Here is a 19,355-nt window from a genome sequence, read left to right as displayed (position 1 = left end):
AATCAGACTGGATTCACCGGCCTCCACCGGACGTGCTTTCAGCCTTAAAAAGTAAATGCCGCTTGGGTCCGGCATGTGGCCGAATCCAAAGCGGCAACTATTGAAACTGATTCCCAAACATTGTGCTTATTGAGCTTATTGAAGATACGCAGTATTCTGATGCTCGTAAATGCTGTAATGGATAATCTCCATGGCATCTTCCGGTTCCAGAATACTCAGACCGTCACGCAGAACAATCACGGAGTTCAATTCATCCTGCTTCAGAAAAGGTATCATATCCGGATACCATCTCATGACGATTGCTGACAGTTTTACCGTTTCCATTTCCACAACAATCACCCTTTCCTTTTTCGAATAGTGCTGAATTGAAATTCAGGGTTCATCGGAAAACGAAGTGCCAGGAAAAAAGAGGGTAAATCACAATCTTCATGAAATTTGTAAGGTCCTGCGTGTGTCTAATATATCATAATTTTTAAGCATGCGCATTTTTTTTGAGCCTATCTTTTGCGGAACGAACCCATAACACCCACCGTTTCAACGATGTTTACAAAAGCCTGCGGGTCAGTATTTTTGATAATCCGCTTCAGTTCAGCGAGCTCGTACCGTGTAGTCACTGTCATTAGCATATCCCGTTCCACATGAGAATAAGCACCTTCAGTTTTAATCTTTGTCACCCCCCGCTGCAGTCCGAGGAGCTGTTGAAGCAGTTCGTCGGTACGTGTGGTTACAATATATACCGTTACTTTAATGTGGCTGACGTGAATCAGATCTACGACCTTACCAGATACGTAAATAGAAACCATAGACGCCAGCGCCAAATTCCAATTGTTGTCAAAATAGGCTGCGGTGAGAATAACAAGACCGTTGAGTCCCACAAGCACATTGCCAATGGGGAAATCGCGGTGCCTTATGATTATGGAGCCCAGAATATCGAAGCCCCCTGAAGAACCGCCTACCCGGAAGGAAACGCCTGCGCCAACGCCAACCAGCACTCCACCAAACACGGAAGCCAGCAACATATCAGAAGCTACAGGAGTCACAGGGATTAACGCCATAAGCCAGGTAGTAGCTCCTACTGACAGGATGCTCAGAACAATAAATCTTCGGCCGAGTTGAAACCAGCCCGCTACCAGCAAAGGTACATTGAATAACAGATACATCAAGCTGATGTTGAATGGAGTAAAGTATCCGACCAGCATGGCCAGACCGGAAACTCCTCCGCTCAGCAATCGGTGGGGAATTAAAAACAGGTTAAAGCCGCATGCAATCATCGCTGACCCGAAGATAATTGCAAGGTAATTCCCGATTTGTTTTAATCTTGGCAAGCAAATTCACCTCTGGTGTGTAATGTAAGTAATGAAAGAAAGGAATACACTGGTATTCCTGATCGGGTTTGTGATATAATGTATAGGATATTCTTGAGTAGGACGTTACAATGGTGTTTTTGCATTGCTTAAAGTGCAATACACGATTGTTCAGGCATATTCATCTAGCCTGATCAGGACATCTTTTGGTCCCAATGCGAGCTAAACCATGCAGAAAATCCGGCATGATTGGACAGCCTATAAATGTGTTTACCGCTACTTAAGAATACAGACAAGCATGTGGAATGTCCACTGTATAGAAGGAGCATGAATAATTTGAAAACATTCGCTGAATTCGGCTTGGAGCCAAAAGTGCTGCAAGCAATCACAGAGCTAGGATTTGAGGAATCTACACCCATTCAGGAGCAGGCTATTCCGATTGCGATGGCAGGATCTGACCTAATCGGCCAGGCACAGACAGGTACTGGTAAAACAGCTGCTTTCGGTATTCCCCTCATTTCCAAGATTGCCCGTGAAGAAGAGAAGATTGTAGCTCTTATAATGACACCGACCCGTGAGCTTGCTATTCAGGTCGCCGAAGAAATCGGCAAACTGACCCGCTTCAAAGGTCTTCGTTCGCTGGCCATATACGGCGGACAGGATATCGGCCGTCAGATCCGCGGACTGAAGAAGAAACCGCAAATTATCATCGGTACTCCAGGACGTCTCTTGGACCACATTAACCGCAAAACCATCCGTCTTGATGATGTTCAAACCATTGTCCTCGATGAAGCGGATGAAATGCTGGATATGGGATTCATGGAGGATATTCAATCGATCCTCAAACTTGTACCGGAAGAACGCCAAACCATGCTGTTCTCAGCAACAATGCCCCCTAACATTCAACGTCTTGCCCAGCAGTTCTTGAAGAATCCGCAGCATGTTTCGGTTATTCCTAAGCAAATCAGTGCACCTTTGATTGATCAAGCTTATATTGAAGTTCCTGAGCGCCAGAAGTTTGAAGCGTTGAGCCGTCTTATCGACATGGAATCTCCTGATTTGGCCATCGTATTCGGACGTACCAAACGCCGGGTAGACGAATTGGCTGAAGGGCTTCAGAAACGCGGCTACTCCGCTGATGGTCTTCATGGTGACTTGTCCCAGAATCAGCGTGATGCAGTAATGCGCAAATTCCGTGACGGCAGCATCGATGTGCTTGTAGCTACCGACGTAGCAGCACGCGGTCTCGACGTTTCCGGTGTGACTCATGTTATCAACTTTGACCTTCCTCAGGACCCTGAGAGCTATGTGCACCGTATCGGCCGTACAGGTCGTGCCGGTAAAGAGGGTACTGCATGGTCTTTCGTGACACCACGCGAGATGGATCACCTGCATTTGATCGAGCGAGTTACCCGTCACCGTATTACCCGCAAACCACTTCCTACAATGGCTGAGGCTATCGAAGGCAAACAACGGATTACAGCTGAACGTTTGCTGGCTATGGTTGAAGAGGGCAGTGAGCTGAATGAATACAAAGGGATTGCTATCCAGCTTCTGGAGCAATACGATTCAGTTCAGCTGCTGTCAGCAGCGATGAAGCTGCTTACCGGGGACACCAAGGATGCTCAGATTGAATTGACACCGGAAGATCCAATCCGCGCTAAACGCCGCGGCGGTAAAAATGATATCCGCAGCGGACGCAAGCCTAACGGTGGTTATGGTGGCAACCGCACTGGTTCTGGTTCAGGCGGAGGATACCGTGGCAACCGCGATAATGCAAGCGGCGGAAGCAGTAGCAGCCGTGGTGGTTATAGCAGCGGTTACGGCAGCAATAGCACAGGCGGATATGGCGGCGGCTACAAAGGTAACCGTGATTCCGGCGCAAGCCGTGATGCAGGCGCTGGACGCAGTGGTGACCGCAAGCCATCCACACGTCCAAGCAGCACTAGTACACGCCCGGCTAAACGCGAAGACTACGATATTTAATATGAATCAGCATGCCTGATGACACAAGAAGACGAGAAGCCGTTCTGACGGCTCTCGTCTTCTTTTTTTGCATAGAGCAAGGTCATATTTCTTTCTCTCAACACAATCCTAATACTATTTCTCGCTGAAACGGATGGCGCCGCTTAGAAAGGGGCGGTCAAACGGCTCTGCACTGTTATACAAAAGTACGGGTAATAATAACAAGCAGGATGAACAGTACTAGAATGGTGCCGGTGGAAGTCCAGGGATTGTAGCAGCCAGATGCGGACATGTTGTCAACCTCCTTCAAAATTTGGTGAATGGTGTGGTTACGTTTCTAATATATGGACTCTCCGCCAAAGATGTATAGACATAAACCCACAATCTCCAACTTGGGCGCTGGAAAAGTTCAGGTCAAATAAGGTATAGTTAAGATACGCAGTATGCGCGAGACAGACAGGAGGAAGGAAATTGGAGTTTAAGGGAGCAATGGGTGGTTTATACCGCATCACGGAGTGGATTACACGTATCGCCTTCAGTAATATTTTGTGGGCGTTATGTTCGATTCCGTTTCTGTTCATCGCAGTAACAAAGATGATTATGCTGGGTTCAGGTGCAGGGGGGCCCAATGAACAGATCACACTCAACTGGGCACTGGGGGTTTTGGCGCCTTTCACCGTATTTCCAGCAACGGCAGCGCTGTTTACTGTTGTTCGTAAATGGGTTATGGGCAACACCGATGTCAGCACATTCCGCACTTTTTTTCATGGATACAAAGAAAATTATGTGAAGAGCATGTTTGGAGGGGCTATCTATACCCTGCTGTTTGTCATTATGTACGTAGATGTGACCGTATACATGACGCAAATGGCCAACTTTAGAATCGTCGGTATACTCATGCTGGTGCTGATGATTATTTTGTTCGTTTCTATGTTTAACTTCTTCTCCATTGTGGTTCACTATCAGATGACCTTCAAAGAAGTGGTGACCAATTCAATTCTGCTGACCATCGCACGGCCGATCCGTGTGTTCTCCACACTTATTGGCTCAGCGGTTCTAGTCTACATAGGTCTGCGGTATACAGTGCTTTATGCCCTTTGTATTCCGACTCTGATATCTATGCTGGCCTTCTTTAATTTCTATGCTACCTACAACAAGCTTCAAGAGCAGGTAGAAAAGAAGAAACAAGAAGAAGAGCTAGCGGCGCTGGAAGCAGCTGAGAAAGAGGCAGAAGGCGATCCGGATGAAGAAGAAGAGGACGACCATAGCTCTCAAACGAATTTAACAAAAGATTAACAAATACCGGGATTTATATTCGAAAACTGTATTGAAGTAGTAAATAAAGCGCATACAGGTTTACATTTTCGTCAAAACGCAATATAATAAGGGTAATTCCTGCGATGTACGTTACGGTTGCTCGTTGTTTTGAACCAATGATAATGTCTTGGGAGATCTATATGAAGCGCAGCTGAAATGCCCTGTCTATACGACTTGGGGAATTCAAAAACGACTTCTGCGGTCACCCACCTGCTCTAGCAGGTTCAGAAGACACTGTAGCCGGACGGCATAGGCGGGTTTTCTACTATTATTGACAAGGTGCCCTGTTAACCGCTTTGTTGCGGATACAGGGTACTTTTTTGTGTATAGGAGCAATAATGGAAAGTGAGCTAAGCCCTTTTGTTCCGGGGTTAAGAATGTTACACTTAGAATAATGAACTTGGGATTTGAAGAGGGGGAAGTATTTTGTCGTTGAAAAGAACCTTGGTCGGTTTATTTCGCAGTCATGACGGAACAAGCGACCGTGCAAAAGATCCGGCATTGAAGACGCGTTATTATACTCTTTCAAGAGACAAGGCGTGGGAAGAAGTATCGTCTACGCTAAAGAAGATTCCTGGTTTCAAAGTCTTACATGAAGTGCAGTCAGTAGGCGAAATTACCCTCGAGAAAAGAACGGGCTTTGGCCGGACGCTTGATATCACGGTGTCCGTGCTGAATACTTCTCCGGTGCGCTGTGCCGTTGATATATATTCAGCATCCAGAGGATCGCTCGGCGATTTGGGTGCCAACTACCGTGTTATTCAGCGTTTATACCAGACACTCGACAAGAAGCTGGGTAAATATAAAGTCGACTGAACATAAGATATGGAATTTTACCTGTGCGAGGATTGTATGCGGTTTCGGGCTTTGCCTGAATCCACTATCGTATTTGGATCATAAACAAAAAGCGGGAGAAGGATGACCTTCTGCCGCTTTTCTTCTTGCTATATGTGATTTGATACACTTTCCTACTACAGGAGTGTTTTTACGGCAGCTACGGCTGCTTCATAATTCGGATGCTCGGACATTTCTGTCAGGTATTCTACATAAGTCAGGGTATTGTTTTGGTCTATAACAAAGATTGAACGCATGTCCAGACGGAATTCCTTGATTAGCACGCCATAGGCTTGTCCAAAGGAGGCTTCTTTGTGGTCAGACAGTGTTACAACACGGTCAATACCGGCTGCACCGCACCAGCGGGCTTGGGCGAACGGAAGGTCCATGCTGATGGTTAGAATGACCACATCATCACCGAGCTCAGCGGCTTCAGTGTTGAAGCGGCGGGTCTGTGCATCGCACACTCCGGTATCCAGAGAAGGCACAACGCTAATCAGCTTGATTTTACCGGAATAATCGCTGAGGGAGGCCTCCTCCAAAAGATTCTTGCTTACCACAAAATCGGGTGCGGTATCTCCGGCTTTAAGTTCAGGCCCTACGAGAGTAATGGGATTGCCCTTGAATGTGGCTACACCTGTTCTTTCTTGCGTCATATCCTTGTTTCCTCCTTGAATTGCATGATTGGATTCATACTGCCACAATAAATTATAATCTTTTTAGAAGCTCGATGTCCAACCAGGACAAATATGTACATAAGGAGTGGTACTATGATTTTCATAAGGTATGAGAAGTGGAAAGGTTACATCCGTTATTATCCGGTAACCTGTATTCTGATTCTGTTGAATGTCCTTATGTTCATTGTATTGACGGCAAATGGCGGGTCGACCAACCTGGAGACGCTTTTGAAGTATGGAGCGACCTTAAATGCGGGGCCGGAAAAGGCGGAGATGTGGCGTTATGTGACAGCGACCTTTTTGCATAACGGGTTCTCCCATTTGTTCTTTAACTGCTTTGCACTTCTGGTCTTTGCCCCGCCGCTTGAGCGCCTGATGGGCTGGTGGCGTTATGCACTGCTCTATATGGCCGGAGGATATATCGCCAATTATCTGTCTGTTGTGTTCAGTAGCCGCTCGGTAGTGGATGTCGCTACAGTATCTGTTGGAGCGTCAGGGGCAATCTACGCCATATACGGCGCATTTCTCTATATTGCACTTATGCAGAGGGGGATGATGGATGAGAACTCACGCAAGACACTGTACGGCCTGCTGGTGATGGGGATCATTATGTCCTTTGCAACCCCCTATGTGAACTGGATGGCCCATCTCAGTGGACTTGCAGCCGGATTTTTCCTCTATGGCATCATTATTCGCATTTTTAAAAGAAGCCGACGATAACGGGAGGTGCTCAAGTGGAGCTCAGACAGCTGCAATATTTTCTGAAGGTGGCCCAGAAGGAACATGTAACAAGAGCGGCGGAGGAACTGCATGTCGCCCAGTCAGCAGTCAGCCGCCAGATTCATCAGCTGGAGCAGGAGCTTGGTGTTGACTTGTTCATGCAAAAAGGCCGCAACCTGCAGTTGACCCCGGTGGGGCAGCTCTTTTGCAAAAGAGTGGAGTCCGTGTTAAAGGAGCTTGAGCGTTCTGTAGCAGAGGTGCATGAATTTCTGGATCCGGAACGCGGCGAGATCCGTATCGGGTTCCCCCACAGCCTGGGCACTCATTTAATACCAACCATTGTTGCTGAATTCCGCAAGCATTTTCCGAATGTGAAATTCAGGTTTAAGCAAGGGGCATATCCTTCTTTGATTAAGGATGTAATATCGGGAGAGGTGGATCTGGCCTTTATCTCGCCTTTTCCAGAGGATGACGGTCATGTGGCCGGGGATATTGTCATGACGGAGGAGTTGTTCGCCATCCTTCCCCAGAACCATCCTCTTGCCGGGGAAGAAGTGATCAGGCTGGAACAGCTCCGGGAAGAAAAGTTCGTCCTGTTCAGTCAAGGATACTCACTGAGGCCTATTGTATGGCAAGCTTGTCTGCAGGCGGGATTCAAGCCGCAGATTGCTTTTGAGGGCGGGGAAACAGACACGATCCGCGGGTTGGTTGCTGCGGGAATGGGAGTGAGTCTTCTGCCAGAGATGGCACTATATCAGACCAATCCGATGCAGCCCGCCCAGGTGCGGGTCGTGGACCCGGTGATTACAAGGACGGTAGGACTTATACACCGCGCAGATGGGAAGCTTCCGCTGGTAGCCCGGTCCTTTCGGACTTTTCTGCTAACCTATTTCAGAAACAGGAATAACAATACCCCGGTAGGCTCCTAGCCTCCGGGGTATTGTTATGAATAGGGTTAATCAACGGTTAGTCACGGTTACCAAGGAACATTGTGATCAGACGCAGGAGTTCAAGCAAGGAGACGAGGGCAGCTGCCACATAAGTCAATGCTGCCGCGTTCAGTACTTTGGCTACACCGCGTTCTTCTTCATTACGGATATATCCTTGCTCTACCATGACCTGGCGTGCCCGGTTGCTTGCGTTGAATTCTACAGGCAACGTTACCAGCTGGAAGGCAACAGCGGCGGAGAAGAATATGATGCCCAGACCGATAAGGTTAAAGGAACTGAACAAGAAACCTGCGAGAAGCATAAAAGGCGCAATACCCGAAGCAATGTTGACCACCGGGAACATCCGGTGACGCAGTGTAAGCATAGGATAATGAACCTTATGCTGAATCGCATGACCCACCTCGTGGCATGCCACGGAAATGGCTGCTATGGAGCGCTCGTAGTATACAGGCTCTGACAAACGGACAACCCGGTGGATAGGGTCATAGTGGTCAGATAGCGCACCGCGTACGGGTTCGATCGGTACATCACCCAGCCCGTTAGCATCAAGCATGCGACGTGCTGCATCATAGCCGGTCATACCGCTTGTGTTGGCTACTTTGGCCCATTTATTGAAGTTGCCCTTTACACGGAACTGGGCCCATAAAGAAAATAGGAAAGCGACTATTACCAATAGATACATCATATGTCATTCCTCCGAAGTAATGTATTAAGCTGCTTGCTTACATTGGCGGCCCCTGAGTGAGCAGAAGTTTGATCGCCTCCATGCACGCAACCCCTTGTGGGAGGAGTGCGGCAAGTGCTCGTCTGGCTTGCCCGGGCTTCAAACCGTTAATTACGGGCTCGAGCGCTTTTACCTCGCGCTCCAGGCGCTGCATTTGAATCTCAAGCTCGACTAGCCGGTCTGAAACATCATTTTCAGGTGTAGCCTCATTCCACTTGCTCATCATGGACTTGATCTCGTCCAATGTATATTTCTCCCGCTTTAGTTGATTAATACGTTCCAAAGCGATCAGGGTTTCATGGCTGTATAGCCGGTAATTTTTAACACTTCTTGATTCCGGTGCAATCAGTCCCAGCTTCGTATAATAATCAATCGTCCGTTCGCTGGTGTGGGCGGCTTTGGCCAGCTCGCCGATCCGGTAAAGGGTCATATCCCCATGGGTTCTCACCTCGATAAAAAGAACTTCAGTTCTTCTAAATTTTAAATTTTCTTTCTATATAATAGAACATAGTTAATGATACCAAAACAAAAACTATACAGTCAAACGTCACGCTTACTTTAAGTATCCGTAACTGGTAGATTTCTCAATATATGCCTGGTTGTACGTCTCATAATAAGTCTATGCATTGAATCACGAAGAATTCATTTCTCAGTTCTAATAAGTAACATGTAATGTTATGTTTAGTGAAAAGTGGGATTCGAATAAGCTTGGAATGAGTTTTAATTAAGATATATTCTGTATATGGATCAATAAAAATACATACAGATGAATTCAAATGTATTGGACCTCCTGTATCCGTTATCATAAAATTCCTCTTTGGAAACCTTGAAATTCAAGGATTTGCCTGAAAGAAAGGGAAAGGCGCTGATCTGCAAGGAAAATTTGAGTGTTCACGAAATAAAATAAAACATCCAAAAAAATAGTCTTGTCAATTTACCTGACTTCTGATTATAATGACATTAAGAGTTTCACGCTTTGTTAGAAAATATGACATTGGGGAGTGGGGTAAAGAATGAGAAAAAAGATGATAATGATGTTTCTGGCGATGATTACACTGATGGTGTACCCAGTTAGCGCATTCGCGGCTGATGGCCCGACCGCACCGGATTTACAAATTGGACTGGATACGGTGTTTACTTTCCTGGCCTTCATTCTGGTATTCTTTATGCAAGCGGGATTTGCAATGCTTGAAGCCGGTTCAGTCCGGATGAAGAATGCTGGTCATGTTGCCGGGAAGACGGTGCTCACACTGGCCATTGCAAGTTTGTGTTTCTGGGCTCTTGGCTTTGGCCTTGGCTTTGGTAACGGTAATGGCTTCTTTGGAACTACGGGTTTCCTGTACGGTGGGGATACTCAAGGTGCATCGTTTGATTCCCTTGCCTTCTCTGATGTAACCCTAAATGTTAAGTTCCTCTTCCAAATGGCGTTCGCGGCAGTTTCCCTGGCTATCGTATCCGGTGGTATGGCGGAACGCGCAAAACTTAGTGTATACATTGTGTTCGGAATTCTGTTCTCTGTACTAATTTATCCCGTTGTCGCTCACTGGGTATGGGGCGGCGGCTGGTTGGCAGAACTGGGAATGCAGGACTATGCAGGTTCTACAGTAGTCCATCTTACAGGTGCAACTGCAGCTGTTGTCGCAACCATCCTGCTTAAACCTCGTCTAGGCAAGTTTAACAAAGAAGGTAAGCCGGTGATTATCCCAGGACACAACCAGGTATTCACTGTACTCGGTGTAATCATTCTCTGGTTTGGCTGGTTTGGATTTAATCCGGGTAGCGCATTGTCCCCTATGGGCGGTTTCTTCGGACACGTAGCATTGACAACTAATATTGCAGCAGCAGCAGGCGGTCTGGCAGCTCTCATCGCATCTTGGTTATATTTTGGAAAGTCGGATATTCCGGCTATGCTTAACGGGGTACTGGCTGCGCTGGTTGCTATTACTGGTGCTTGCGCATATGTTGAGCCTTGGGCGGCTATTCTAATTGGCTTCATCGCCGGTGCTTTTACATTCATGACTTCACAGTGGCTGGAGCGCGCAGGACTTGATGATCCAATCTATGCATTCTCCGTCCATGGTATTGCAGGGATGTGGGGAGCGATTTCCACAGGTCTTTTCGCAGCACCTGATCTGATTACCAAAGGTGCACTGGTAGGGAAAGCAGGCTTGTTCTACGGTGGTGGATTCCACCAGTTGGGGGTACAGATTCTCGGCGTGGCGGGTACGTTCGTATTTGTAGCTGTAATGTCCTTCATCATTCTGTATGTAATGAAGATGGCTATCGGACTTCGCGTTACAGAGGAAGAGGAATTGATGGGTCTGGATATCAGTGAGCATGGTACTTACGGTTATCCGGAACAAATGAAATTGATTGCAGAATCAGAATCCAAAACCTTTAAATAACTCAGAAATTCACTTGTTGGGAGGCGGACCGTGTGGCTTCGATGGAGATGGCAGATTGGAAAGAAGATAAAAGTTTTTTATCCATCGTATCAGCCGGTTCGCCGCAGGAGCTCAAGGCAAGGCGTTCCGCTTGTCAAACAGTACTGCTGGAGCAGTTAAACGTTATTCCGATTGAGGAATGGATGATCCGGGTCAATGACATGCATGACCGGATTGCCGGGACAGCAGTCAACATATGTGAGGCGCAGATGAAGGAGGCGGGCTACGGCCCGCCTCCCTGTGCCTATTCCTTTATTGTATTCGGCAGTGCCGGCAGACAGGAAGCTACAATGTGGAGTGATCAGGATAACGGGCTAATTGTTGAAGGTGAGCCGGATGGACTCAAGAAAAGTTATTTTGAAGCTTTTGGTGTGATGTTGTCTGATGTGCTAGAGGAAGTTGGCTATGAGAAATGCGACGGGAAAGTGATGTGCTCCGAGCCCTTGTGGCGCAAAACGCTGCCAGAATGGAAACGGCAGCTGGAGAGCTGGATGAGCCAGCTAGAATGGGAGCCGGTCCGTTATCTCATTATCGCTTCTGATATGCGTCATGTAGCCGGGAGCAGTGCATTGTCTATGGAGTGGCGTGAAGCCTTTCATGCCGGATTCTTGAATAATCTTAAGCTGTCAAACGCTGTGCTTCGTAATACAGTCCGTCATAAGGCAACGCTTAATTTACTAGGGCAGGTGCTTACAGAACGTTTTGGTGATTATGCCGGCGGTTTTGATGTTAAATATGGTGTCTATATTCCTTTGGTTAATATCGTGAGGCACTTGTCGCTGCTGCATGGTGTACGGGACAGTTCGACACTCAAGCGGCTGGAACATCTGGCAGAACTGGGGAGATACGAGCATCTGGAAGACATCCGGCGGGCTTTCTTGACTGCTCTGCGAATGCGCGTGAATACCCCATTTGCAGTTCAGGACGGATTGTTGTCCAGCAGTGATTATATAGCCGCGAGTGATTTGAAGAATAAGCAGCTCTTCTCTGAGTTGCGGGAAAGTCTGCTGCTGGTCAGGCGTCTCCACAAGGCCCTGCAGCGCCAGCTCCGGTCAGCGGAAAGGAGGCAGTTATGAAGGAGCCGAACAAAGGCGGAGGATTCTGGAACAACCTGAGACAGGGCGGAATGCCATCCGCCATCGCGTCCATAAGAGGCGGGGATTCTGCACAGCAAACCGCGCAGCAAATGGCTTTTATCAGATCTCTTATGCGTGAGAAGCGGCGCCCTGAAGTACTGCATACCCCGCTCTCGGAGTTGGAGACGGTGATCTTTGATCTGGAGACGACGGGTTTTTCCCATCAGCATGGGGATGAGATTCTCTCGTTTGGTGCAATAAAGGTCGTAGGGGAACAAATCAAGGAAGAGGAATGCTTCTATACTCTGGTGAATTGCCAAACCGCGATTCCGGAGGATATAACGAAGTTAACCGGGATCTCGGAAGAGATGACCTCCAAAGCTCCGTCATTAATGGACGGACTGCATAATTTCATGTCTTTTGTAGGGCAGCGGGTATTAGTCGCTCATGGAAGTAATCATGATAAATCATTTTTGAATGCTGCCCTTTGGAAAACCTCTAAGGTACAGCTGACTCACAGAGTGCTGGATACAATGATGCTGGCCCGCTGGCTGGAACCTCACCGCAGCAATTACACGCTTGATGAGCTTCTGGCCGTTCATGACATTCCAATACAGGGCCGGCACAATGCACTGGAGGATGCCAGAATGACGGCAAAGTTGTGGGTTTGCTATATTCAAGAGATTTCACAGAAGAAACAGGTAGAGACCTTGGGGGATTTGTACTCCTATCTCAGCAGGACGTAACAGGAGTTGGCAGCAGCTTAACGATTAGCTGACCGGTGGGATCTGTCTGACGGAGGATATGAAATCCGTTCAGGCGAATAAACTCTCCGCTTTCCGGATCAGGAGAACCGATTAGATAGATCTGAAACTCCGGTCCTAGTGAAGTCAGGCCTTGAATATCTGCGCTGGATGGCCAAGGTGCAGTATGCGGATGGGAATGAAATAAGCCAACACGTGCAGGCTCGTGGTAAAGTATTCTAATCCATTCTCCCGAGTCGGGGACAAAGGTATGCAGCGGGTCAGGCGCTACGTTGCGCATAGGCAGATACCTGTCAATACGCATGCCCCCCGCTGCGGCAGTACCCAGCAGTACTCCGCATGCTTCGTGTGGATAACAGGTCAGCAAGTGCTTCCCCAGCGCCTGCTGTACGGAGAGATTCAGCTGAATCGGCTGGATATTTCCCTGGAATGCTGTCACTTGTTCACCCCTCTCTCTTCATAGGATTTCGTCTTTGACGGAATCCTCTTTTTTTGTTCTGTTTTTTTGCAGATAATGGCTAGTTTGAAACTATGGACATTGGGGGTACAATAGGAGAAATACCATCTCATGTGCAAAGGACAAATAGCTATGAAAGCCATAAACAAACGAAATATTACGGTGATAGCCGTTATTGTTTTTTTGATCTTTATAGCGGCAGAACGTACCACGAAATCCGAGCCGGAAGCGGTCCCGGTCATCCAGCAAACCTCGGAAACTGAGAGCGGTATTAATGCCGGACTATTAGCCCCGGCGTTCTCCCTGCAGGAGGACGGTAAAAGCTACTCTGTAGGAGGCGCGCGGGATAAGGCTGTGCTGCTAAATTTCTGGGCTTCCTGGTGCGATCCCTGTCAGCAGGAGGCGCCGACCCTGAATTCATTGGCGTTAAAATACAAAAATGTGCTCGATGTTTACGGGATTAATGTGACCAGCCAGGATTACAAGCCTAATGCGGAGCGTTTCGTCCGGAAATATATGCTGGCTTTTCCCGTTATGTATGATCTGAAGGGTGAGGTATTCGACAAATACAAAGGGATGGTATTCCCCACCAACGTGCTTATAGACAAAAACGGAGTCGTCTCCGAGGTCATCCTCGGGTTTCTGTCTCCGGAAGAGCTTGAAAAGAAAATCATCACTCTCACCGGTTCCTGAAATGTCCAGGAAACTTCCAGGTGGCAAAGCCCCTCTGCAATCCGGGATATTCTCGGCTGCGAGGGGCTTCTCTATGGACTGGATTATCCTAACGCTAAAATTTAACTAGTGGTTCACGAGTCCTCTGGGCTCATTGCTTGATTCCGTTTCGTTCCCCAGTGAAATCTGACCAAGAAGCGCATAACGCATACTGTCTACCAACGCTTCCCAGCTGGCTTCGATCACATTGCTGGATACCCCGACAGTACTCCAGGTGTTATTGAAGTCTTTGGACTCAATGAGTACTCGAACCTTAGCGGCTGTCTGATCCTTCTCGTCAAGTACACGCACCTTGTAATCCGATAGATGCATGTCTTTAAGCCGCGGGAAGTAGGCCAGCAGAGCCTTGCGCAATGCGTTATCCAGTGCGTTAACTGGACCATTGCCCTCGGCTGCGGTATAGAGGTTCTCGCCGCCGACTCTAAGCTTGACAAAGGCCTCGGAGACAACAGGGCGATCCGCTGTTTTTTCCACTAGCATCTTGAAGGATTCAAAGGTGAACAGCTCGTTCATCTCACCTGTGGCTTCGCGCAGGAGCAGTTCCAAGGACGCATCCGCGCCTTCGAACTGATAGCCCTGGTGCTCCAGCGTTTTGATTTTGTCGATCACCTTGCGGGCTTGCTCGCTGCTTGGATCCAGGCTGAGGCCCATATCCTGGGCTTTGGACAGAACATTGCTCTGACCGGCCAGTTCGGAGACCAGTACCCGCTGTTTGTTGCCTACAAGCTCCGGAGCGATATGCTCATATGTGCGGGAATCCCGCAGGATTGCCGATACATGGATGCCCCCTTTATGTGCAAATGCAGCATTGCCTACATAAGGTTGATTCACAGGCAGGTTCACATTGGCAACTTCACTAATGAAGTGGGCAGTATTGGTGAGCTGAGGCAGGGAATCGCCTGGGATGCAATGATACCCCATTTTGAGCTGTAAAGTAGGGATAATCGAGCAGAGGTTGGCATTTCCGCAGCGTTCCCCGTAGCCGTTGATCGTTCCCTGTACCTGGCGCGCACCCGCGTTGATCGCGCTGAGCGCGTTTGCGACCGCAAGTTCGCAGTCATTATGAGTATGAATCCCAAGAGAAGCCCCGGGCAGGATAAGGGCCATGCCGGAGACGATTTCCTGAATTTCGTTCGGAAGGGTTCCGCCGTTCGTATCGCACATGACCAGCCAGTCTGCACCTGCTTCACGGGCTGCGTTCAGGACGGCGGAAGCATATTCGGGATTGTTCTTATACCCGTCGAAAAAGTGCTCCGCATCGAAGATGACCTCAAGGCCTTTGCGTTTCAAATAGGCAATAGATTCGCCGATCATGGCGAGGTTTTCTTCCAGTGTGGTCTGCAGTGCAGTATGGACATGAAAGTCCCAGGATTTTCCTACCAGCGTGGCGGCCGGAACACCGGCATTAATCATCCTCTGCAGGTTATCATCATGCTCGGTAATGGAATTCTTGCGCCGGGTGCTGCCGAATGCGGTAATTGTGGCATTCAAATGCAGTTCTTTGACTCTTTTGAAAAACTCAATGTCCTTGTTGTTGCTCCCCGGGATGCCACCTTCAATATAATGAACACCCAGATCATCGAGTTTCTTGGCAATCTTCAGCTTGTCATCTGCCGACAGACTGATGCCTTCACCTTGGGTGCCGTCACGCAACGTCGTATCGAAGATGGAAATGGACTTAGACATGAGAGTCCTCCTAAAAAGTTTTAGTAAGTCGCTTAAGGTAAATGAATTTTTATATTATAGCATTTTTACGCGGGAATGTAACAAAGAACTTTACAGGATACCAGCATCCGGTTGACCTTGCGCCGGGAGAAGAGGTATGCTGAATTTGACAATGGAAACCCTGAAGATAAGAAGGTAGATATTGTGCGGAATGTGGATCAGTATTATCCGACAAGCGGCAGGGTTATTCTGCATGTGGACATGAATGCATTTTACTGCTCGGTGCATGAGGCGGAGGACCCTGAACAATATAAAGGAAAAGCAACGGCAGTTGCGGGCAGTGTAGAGCTGCGCAAAGGAATCATCGTTACCTGTTCTTATGCCGCGCGCAGACTTGGGATTTCAACAGGCATGCAGGTACAGAAGGCGCTCCGTATATGTCCTTCGCTTCTAATAATTAAGCCGGATTTCCATCTCTACCGTAAATACTCCAATGCCTTTATGCAGATTGCATACAGCTATACGCCAATGCTGGAAGCAGTCTCGATTGATGAGTGCTATCTCGATATTACCGGATCACGTCAGTTCGGGACACCTATGGATATAGCCGAAGCGATTCAGAGGCGGATTATGGAAGAGCTTGGGCTGCCATGCTCCATCGGCATTGCTCCGAACAAGCTACTCGCCAAGATGGCTTCAGATCTGAAGAAACCAAACGGTATATCTGTCTTGCGGCTTCGTGATGTGCCGGGCGTACTGTGGGATAAGCCTTGTAACGAGATGTTCGGTATTGGCGGCAAAACGGCTGAGAAGCTGCGTAAGCTTGGCATATACAGCATTGGGCAGCTTGCGGCAGCAGAGGAGCGGATGCTCATAGAGCATTTTGGAGTGATGGGGGCATGGCTGAAGCGGGCGGGGAACGGAATGGATTACGGCGTTGTGAATCCGGAACGGGAGCAAAGCAAGTCCATTGGGCATACTACTACTCTGCCGAGTGATGTAGTCGGATTAGCTGAAGCGCGGCCGATTCTGCTGAATCTGAGCGATCAGGTGGCGAGAAGGCTGCGGAAGCAGGGACTGGTAGCATCCGGGGTGCAGCTCACCATCCGCACGCCGGATATGAAGACTATCACCCGCTCTCGCCAGCTGGAGACCCCTACCGAGACCGCAGAGGATATTTATAAGATAGCCTGTGACCAGTTTGCCCGGCACTGGAAAGCCGATAAGCCGGTGCGGCTGCTGGGAGTCACGCTGCATGGCCTGACCGCCAAAGAAGATTCTGCCATTCAGCTGGATCTGTTCGATTACGAGCGGCAGCCGAAGAAAGAATCGCTTAACCAAACCATGGACATGCTGCGTAATAAGTTCGGTGAGAATGCAGTGCTTACGGCAGGGATGCTCAGTGACAGCCATTCAGCGCGGCTTCGTAACCACAAGGAGCGGGGGACTTCCCTGCAAAAGGACAATCTTCACAAAGTGGATCCTGCTGAAGAGTGAATGGGGTCTGTTTCCTCTCGTCTCCATGCTGTTCCTAATAAACCGGTGAAAATGGAAATACACTGAAATTTCATTGAAATTGTTTTCTATTTATATTAATATGAGAAAAATAACAGGCTGCCACAGCAGTCTGTATTGTTCAACGGGAGGCAGAGATAAAATGGCTAAATACACTTGGGTCGAAAAAGATACTTGCATCGCATGTGGTGCTTGTGGCGCGACGGCCCCTGATATTTTTGATTACGATGATGAAGGCTTGGCAGAAGTGATCTACGAAAACGACAGCAACCACGGGGTAACCGCGATTCCTGACGATTTGTTCGATGATCTGCAGGACTCAGCTGACGGGTGCCCTACGGACTCCATCAAAATTGCAGACGTACCTTTTAATAAAGAAGGCTAAACCCTTCGGGTTCTTCGTATCTGCGCAAAAGATAAGGATTAAAGCGGGGGTTTCTCCATTTTAGATCCTTATTATTCCAGAAAGACATCTTTTTGCTGCTATAAATGCGGCTGGGGATGTCTTTTTTTAATATCGTGACCGATATAAAATATAATGATGGATTGAAGTACTTTACAACCCGCGGAGGCCCCGATGAAAAATTCGCAGCATCTAAAAGCATATGTCCAACTGCATCCCGAAAACAAGATGGCATGGTACTTGCTTGGTAAGGAATACTATAAGAACGGCCAGCAGGGGAAGGCTAATTATTGCTTCAACCAGTCGGGTGAAGTATATGAAGCTTTTGAACATAGTAAAGTACCGGCTGAAATGCTCCGTGAATATGAGGAAGGTCTTCTCAGGGAGAGTCGGCAGCGCCGCGAATCCAGGCTGCGGATGCGCCGGACATTCCTTGCGCTGATGCTGTTTCTGCTTGTATTGATCCCTTCTGCGCTGGCTCCTGCGGCAATTAACGAGGATTCCGGCGAGTCAGCTCCGGCTATTGCTACTGGTGATCTGGAAGAGCCGGCGGTTGCGGAACCGTCTGAGGACACAACAGAAGCTTCAGTTAAGCCGGCTATTACCTTTACGGCAGCAGGTGAAGATACGGCTTCGGCGGATCAGGCGCTGGCGAAGATTCTGCGGAGCCGGAAGGCTCCTTCTGAAACAGCTATACTTGCTATGAAAAAATTAGGACGCTGGTATGTGTGGAAGAACCACTTGCCTCTTGTGGCTACGATTGAGAAGGGGAAGCAAGGAGAGGTTGTATACCAGTCCTTTGATCCTGTTGCCTGTGCCTGTGCCCCACCGGAAGCTGCAGAGCTGAAGAAGCAGGCTGAGATATGGCAGGGTAAGCAGGAGGAGTTAGCGGCACTGTGGAGCGCCATTCGGTCCTATAAGAACAGCAAGGGTTCACCTCCCAAATCGTTAAAGGAGCTGGTCAAACCTTTCCCGGGGAATTATCTGGGGGGAACGACGCCGCTAATGAAGCAGGAGTTCAGCGAACTTCGGGCAGCAGCTGCTTCGCAGTTGCCCCAGTCCTCAGCGGAGCCTGCCGTATCTGTGCCACCGAAGGGGGCAGGTGGGGGAGTGGAAGCGGGAGTTGTTGAGACCAATACTGGCAAAGGCAGTGAGACAGAGCCCTTTTTTAGCAGTCCGCTTAAAATTATCGTGGATAAACAAAATCACCGTCTGGCAGTCACCAGCGGTAGCATTATTCTGCGGAACTATGAAGTGGGACTTGGGGGGAATGAGACGCCTGAAGGAGAGTTTGTGATCTCAGACAAGGTGGTTAACCCGAACGGGCATGACAACGGGGAGTTCGGCAGCCGCGGCATGCAGCTCTCGGATACGAATTATGCCATACATGGTACAAATGATCCGGCCAGCATCGGCAAGGACGAGTCACTCGGCTGTATTCGTATGAACCGCGGAGAAGTGGAAGAGCTGTTCGCAATGGTTCCAATGGGGACGAAGGTTCAGATTAGTAAAGGGGTTCTGCCTGACGAACTGCTGCTTCCAGAGGAGCGATTCCCGTCCGGTACACCGCAAGATCAGACCAACCCCAACAAAGTCTACCATTGGCTGAATTAATTTCCTGCAACAATAAATAGAACAACAATCAGAAGAACCAGCAACACCAGACTAACACTGATCCATAGGATTGCTTTGCGGTTGACTTCTTCTTTTTTCTGCTGCAGAGTTGGAGGTTTGCGTTTTGTAGACATATGGGTATCCTTCTTTCTCTATTAATCGTTGATTACCCTTACATTGTAATGCGTTTACAA

The 19,355-nt window shown here is 48.5% G+C and carries 21 protein-coding genes and 1 other RNA gene; 13 read left to right on the top strand and 9 right to left on the bottom strand.

The genetic code is table 11. From position 1 onward, the window contains the following. Positions 1-135: 135 nt before the first annotated feature. Together AC0MA3_RS19795 and AC0MA3_RS19790 are read right to left on the bottom strand one after the other, a co-directional pair. Complete coding sequence (locus AC0MA3_RS19795) at positions 136-324, bottom strand: hypothetical protein (protein WP_379153775.1); 189 nt, start codon at positions 322-324, stop codon at positions 136-138. 173 nt (positions 325-497) lie between these two features. After that, complete coding sequence (locus tag AC0MA3_RS19790; RefSeq protein ID WP_474657432.1) at positions 498-1,325, bottom strand: YitT family protein; 828 nt, start codon at positions 1,323-1,325, stop codon at positions 498-500. Positions 1,326-1,640: 315 nt separating this feature from the next. Here AC0MA3_RS19790 and cshA point away from each other — a divergent pair, with 315 nt between their 5' ends. Continuing rightward, positions 1,641-3,290 (top strand): degradosome RNA helicase CshA, encoded by a 1,650-nt coding sequence (gene cshA, locus AC0MA3_RS19785; RefSeq protein ID WP_379153770.1) that lies wholly within the window; start codon positions 1,641-1,643, stop codon positions 3,288-3,290. 175 nt (positions 3,291-3,465) lie between these two features. Here cshA and AC0MA3_RS19780 read toward each other — a convergent pair whose 3' ends face one another. Next, the gene (locus AC0MA3_RS19780; protein ID WP_379153768.1) at positions 3,466-3,561 is read right to left on the bottom strand and encodes a YjcZ family sporulation protein; all 96 of its coding nucleotides are present in this window, start codon (positions 3,559-3,561) and stop codon (positions 3,466-3,468) included. A gap of 179 nt (positions 3,562-3,740) precedes the next feature. Between AC0MA3_RS19780 and AC0MA3_RS19775 the strand changes: the two genes are divergently transcribed. The 3 genes from AC0MA3_RS19775 to AC0MA3_RS19765 all read left to right on the top strand — a co-directional run bounded on the left by AC0MA3_RS19775 (position 3,741) and on the right by AC0MA3_RS19765 (position 5,402). Beyond that, the gene (locus AC0MA3_RS19775; RefSeq protein WP_379153766.1) at positions 3,741-4,565 is read left to right on the top strand and encodes a YesL family protein; all 825 of its coding nucleotides are present in this window, start codon (positions 3,741-3,743) and stop codon (positions 4,563-4,565) included. Between the two features lie 93 nt (positions 4,566-4,658). After that, a non-coding RNA gene (gene ssrS, locus AC0MA3_RS19770) (6S RNA) lies at positions 4,659-4,850 on the top strand. A 162-nt stretch (positions 4,851-5,012) separates the two neighbouring features. Then, on the top strand, positions 5,013-5,402 hold the full coding sequence (locus AC0MA3_RS19765; protein WP_379153764.1) for a DUF1499 domain-containing protein: 390 nt from the start codon (positions 5,013-5,015) through the stop codon (positions 5,400-5,402). A gap of 155 nt (positions 5,403-5,557) precedes the next feature. On the opposite strand, the gene tpx is transcribed toward AC0MA3_RS19765, so the two are convergent. Then, positions 5,558-6,076, bottom strand: a complete 519-nt coding sequence (gene tpx / locus AC0MA3_RS19760) for a thiol peroxidase (RefSeq protein ID WP_379153762.1) — start codon at positions 6,074-6,076, stop codon at positions 5,558-5,560. Between the two features lie 114 nt (positions 6,077-6,190). On the opposite strand from tpx, the gene AC0MA3_RS19755 reads away from it, so the two are divergent. Together AC0MA3_RS19755 and gltC are read left to right on the top strand one after the other, a co-directional pair. After that, positions 6,191-6,817, top strand: a complete 627-nt coding sequence (locus AC0MA3_RS19755; protein ID WP_379153760.1) for a rhomboid family intramembrane serine protease — start codon at positions 6,191-6,193, stop codon at positions 6,815-6,817. A gap of 14 nt (positions 6,818-6,831) precedes the next feature. Beyond that, complete coding sequence (gltC, locus tag AC0MA3_RS19750; RefSeq protein ID WP_474657431.1) at positions 6,832-7,746, top strand: glutamate biosynthesis transcriptional regulator GltC; 915 nt, start codon at positions 6,832-6,834, stop codon at positions 7,744-7,746. Positions 7,747-7,783: 37 nt separating this feature from the next. Here the strand turns inward: gltC and AC0MA3_RS19745 are convergent, their stop codons facing one another. Together AC0MA3_RS19745 and AC0MA3_RS19740 are read right to left on the bottom strand one after the other, a co-directional pair. Then, entirely contained in the window at positions 7,784-8,452 is a 669-nt protein-coding gene (locus AC0MA3_RS19745) for a zinc metallopeptidase (protein WP_379153756.1), read from the bottom strand. 37 nt (positions 8,453-8,489) lie between these two features. Next, complete coding sequence (locus tag AC0MA3_RS19740; RefSeq protein WP_379154211.1) at positions 8,490-8,921, bottom strand: MerR family transcriptional regulator; 432 nt, start codon at positions 8,919-8,921, stop codon at positions 8,490-8,492. Positions 8,922-9,504: 583 nt separating this feature from the next. Between AC0MA3_RS19740 and AC0MA3_RS19735 the strand changes: the two genes are divergently transcribed. From AC0MA3_RS19735 to AC0MA3_RS19725, 3 genes are read left to right on the top strand one after another with little or no spacing between them, the layout of a single operon-like run. Next, complete coding sequence (locus tag AC0MA3_RS19735; RefSeq protein ID WP_379153754.1) at positions 9,505-10,896, top strand: ammonium transporter; 1,392 nt, start codon at positions 9,505-9,507, stop codon at positions 10,894-10,896. 41 nt (positions 10,897-10,937) lie between these two features. Further along, positions 10,938-12,011 carry a DUF294 nucleotidyltransferase-like domain-containing protein gene (locus AC0MA3_RS19730; protein ID WP_474657512.1) on the top strand — a complete coding sequence of 358 codons (1,074 nt, stop codon included), beginning with the start codon at positions 10,938-10,940 and terminating at the stop codon, positions 12,009-12,011. Then, entirely contained in the window at positions 12,008-12,757 is a 750-nt protein-coding gene (locus tag AC0MA3_RS19725) for an exonuclease domain-containing protein (protein ID WP_474657430.1), read from the top strand. The genes AC0MA3_RS19730 and AC0MA3_RS19725 overlap by 4 nt, the downstream gene beginning before the upstream one ends. Here AC0MA3_RS19725 and AC0MA3_RS19720 read toward each other — a convergent pair. Next, complete coding sequence (locus AC0MA3_RS19720) at positions 12,744-13,214, bottom strand: M67 family metallopeptidase (RefSeq protein ID WP_474657429.1); 471 nt, start codon at positions 13,212-13,214, stop codon at positions 12,744-12,746. The genes AC0MA3_RS19725 and AC0MA3_RS19720 overlap by 14 nt on opposite strands. A 129-nt stretch (positions 13,215-13,343) precedes the next feature. Between AC0MA3_RS19720 and AC0MA3_RS19715 the strand changes: the two genes are divergently transcribed. Next, on the top strand, positions 13,344-13,925 hold the full coding sequence (locus AC0MA3_RS19715; protein ID WP_474657428.1) for a TlpA family protein disulfide reductase: 582 nt from the start codon (positions 13,344-13,346) through the stop codon (positions 13,923-13,925). A 105-nt stretch (positions 13,926-14,030) separates the two neighbouring features. Here the strand turns inward: AC0MA3_RS19715 and cimA are convergent, their stop codons facing one another. After that, on the bottom strand, positions 14,031-15,650 hold the full coding sequence (gene cimA / locus AC0MA3_RS19710; protein ID WP_474657427.1) for a citramalate synthase: 1,620 nt from the start codon (positions 15,648-15,650) through the stop codon (positions 14,031-14,033). 183 nt (positions 15,651-15,833) lie between these two features. On the opposite strand from cimA, the gene AC0MA3_RS19705 reads away from it, so the two are divergent. The 3 genes from AC0MA3_RS19705 to AC0MA3_RS19695 all read left to right on the top strand — a co-directional run bounded on the left by AC0MA3_RS19705 (position 15,834) and on the right by AC0MA3_RS19695 (position 19,161). Then, entirely contained in the window at positions 15,834-17,126 is a 1,293-nt protein-coding gene (locus AC0MA3_RS19705; RefSeq protein WP_379154207.1) for a DNA polymerase IV, read from the top strand. Between the two features lie 160 nt (positions 17,127-17,286). Then, positions 17,287-17,529 carry a ferredoxin gene (locus AC0MA3_RS19700; protein WP_379153744.1) on the top strand — a complete coding sequence of 81 codons (243 nt, stop codon included), beginning with the start codon at positions 17,287-17,289 and terminating at the stop codon, positions 17,527-17,529. 192 nt (positions 17,530-17,721) lie between these two features. Beyond that, positions 17,722-19,161, top strand: coding sequence for a L,D-transpeptidase (locus AC0MA3_RS19695; protein WP_474657426.1), 1,440 nt, complete (start codon positions 17,722-17,724; stop codon positions 19,159-19,161). Here the strand turns inward: AC0MA3_RS19695 and AC0MA3_RS19690 are convergent. Then, a complete protein-coding gene (locus AC0MA3_RS19690) occupies positions 19,158-19,295 on the bottom strand; it encodes a hypothetical protein (RefSeq protein WP_167374753.1) in 138 nt (45 codons plus the stop codon). The genes AC0MA3_RS19695 and AC0MA3_RS19690 overlap by 4 nt on opposite strands. Positions 19,296-19,355: the final 60 nt, after the last annotated feature.

It is taken from the genome of Paenibacillus sp. LS-5, from assembly GCF_056121505.1.
The sequence above is the reverse complement of the archived record's forward strand: the minus strand, read 5'-3'. Positions and strand labels throughout refer to the sequence as shown.

Excerpts from the sequence above, each read along its gene's own strand:
- AC0MA3_RS19795 (WP_379153775.1), bottom strand. The coding sequence starts at position 324 with ATGGAAACGGTAAAACTGTCAGCAATCGTCATGAGATGGTATCCGGAT.
- AC0MA3_RS19780 (WP_379153768.1), bottom strand. The coding sequence starts at position 3,561 with ATGTCCGCATCTGGCTGCTACAATCCCTGGACTTCCACCGGCACCATT.
- tpx (WP_379153762.1), bottom strand. The coding sequence starts at position 6,076 with ATGACGCAAGAAAGAACAGGTGTAGCCACATTCAAGGGCAATCCCATT.
- AC0MA3_RS19755 (WP_379153760.1), top strand. The coding sequence starts at position 6,191 with ATGATTTTCATAAGGTATGAGAAGTGGAAAGGTTACATCCGTTATTAT.
- AC0MA3_RS19745 (WP_379153756.1), bottom strand. The coding sequence starts at position 8,452 with ATGATGTATCTATTGGTAATAGTCGCTTTCCTATTTTCTTTATGGGCC.
- AC0MA3_RS19740 (WP_379154211.1), bottom strand. The coding sequence starts at position 8,921 with ATGACCCTTTACCGGATCGGCGAGCTGGCCAAAGCCGCCCACACCAGC.
- AC0MA3_RS19735 (WP_379153754.1), top strand. The coding sequence starts at position 9,505 with ATGAGAAAAAAGATGATAATGATGTTTCTGGCGATGATTACACTGATG.
- AC0MA3_RS19730 (WP_474657512.1), top strand. The coding sequence starts at position 10,938 with ATGGAGATGGCAGATTGGAAAGAAGATAAAAGTTTTTTATCCATCGTA.
- AC0MA3_RS19725 (WP_474657430.1), top strand. The coding sequence starts at position 12,008 with ATGAAGGAGCCGAACAAAGGCGGAGGATTCTGGAACAACCTGAGACAG.
- AC0MA3_RS19715 (WP_474657428.1), top strand. The coding sequence starts at position 13,344 with ATGTGCAAAGGACAAATAGCTATGAAAGCCATAAACAAACGAAATATT.
- cimA (WP_474657427.1), bottom strand. The coding sequence starts at position 15,650 with ATGTCTAAGTCCATTTCCATCTTCGATACGACGTTGCGTGACGGCACC.
- AC0MA3_RS19700 (WP_379153744.1), top strand. The coding sequence starts at position 17,287 with ATGGCTAAATACACTTGGGTCGAAAAAGATACTTGCATCGCATGTGGT.
- AC0MA3_RS19695 (WP_474657426.1), top strand. The coding sequence starts at position 17,722 with ATGAAAAATTCGCAGCATCTAAAAGCATATGTCCAACTGCATCCCGAA.
- AC0MA3_RS19690 (WP_167374753.1), bottom strand. The coding sequence starts at position 19,295 with ATGTCTACAAAACGCAAACCTCCAACTCTGCAGCAGAAAAAAGAAGAA.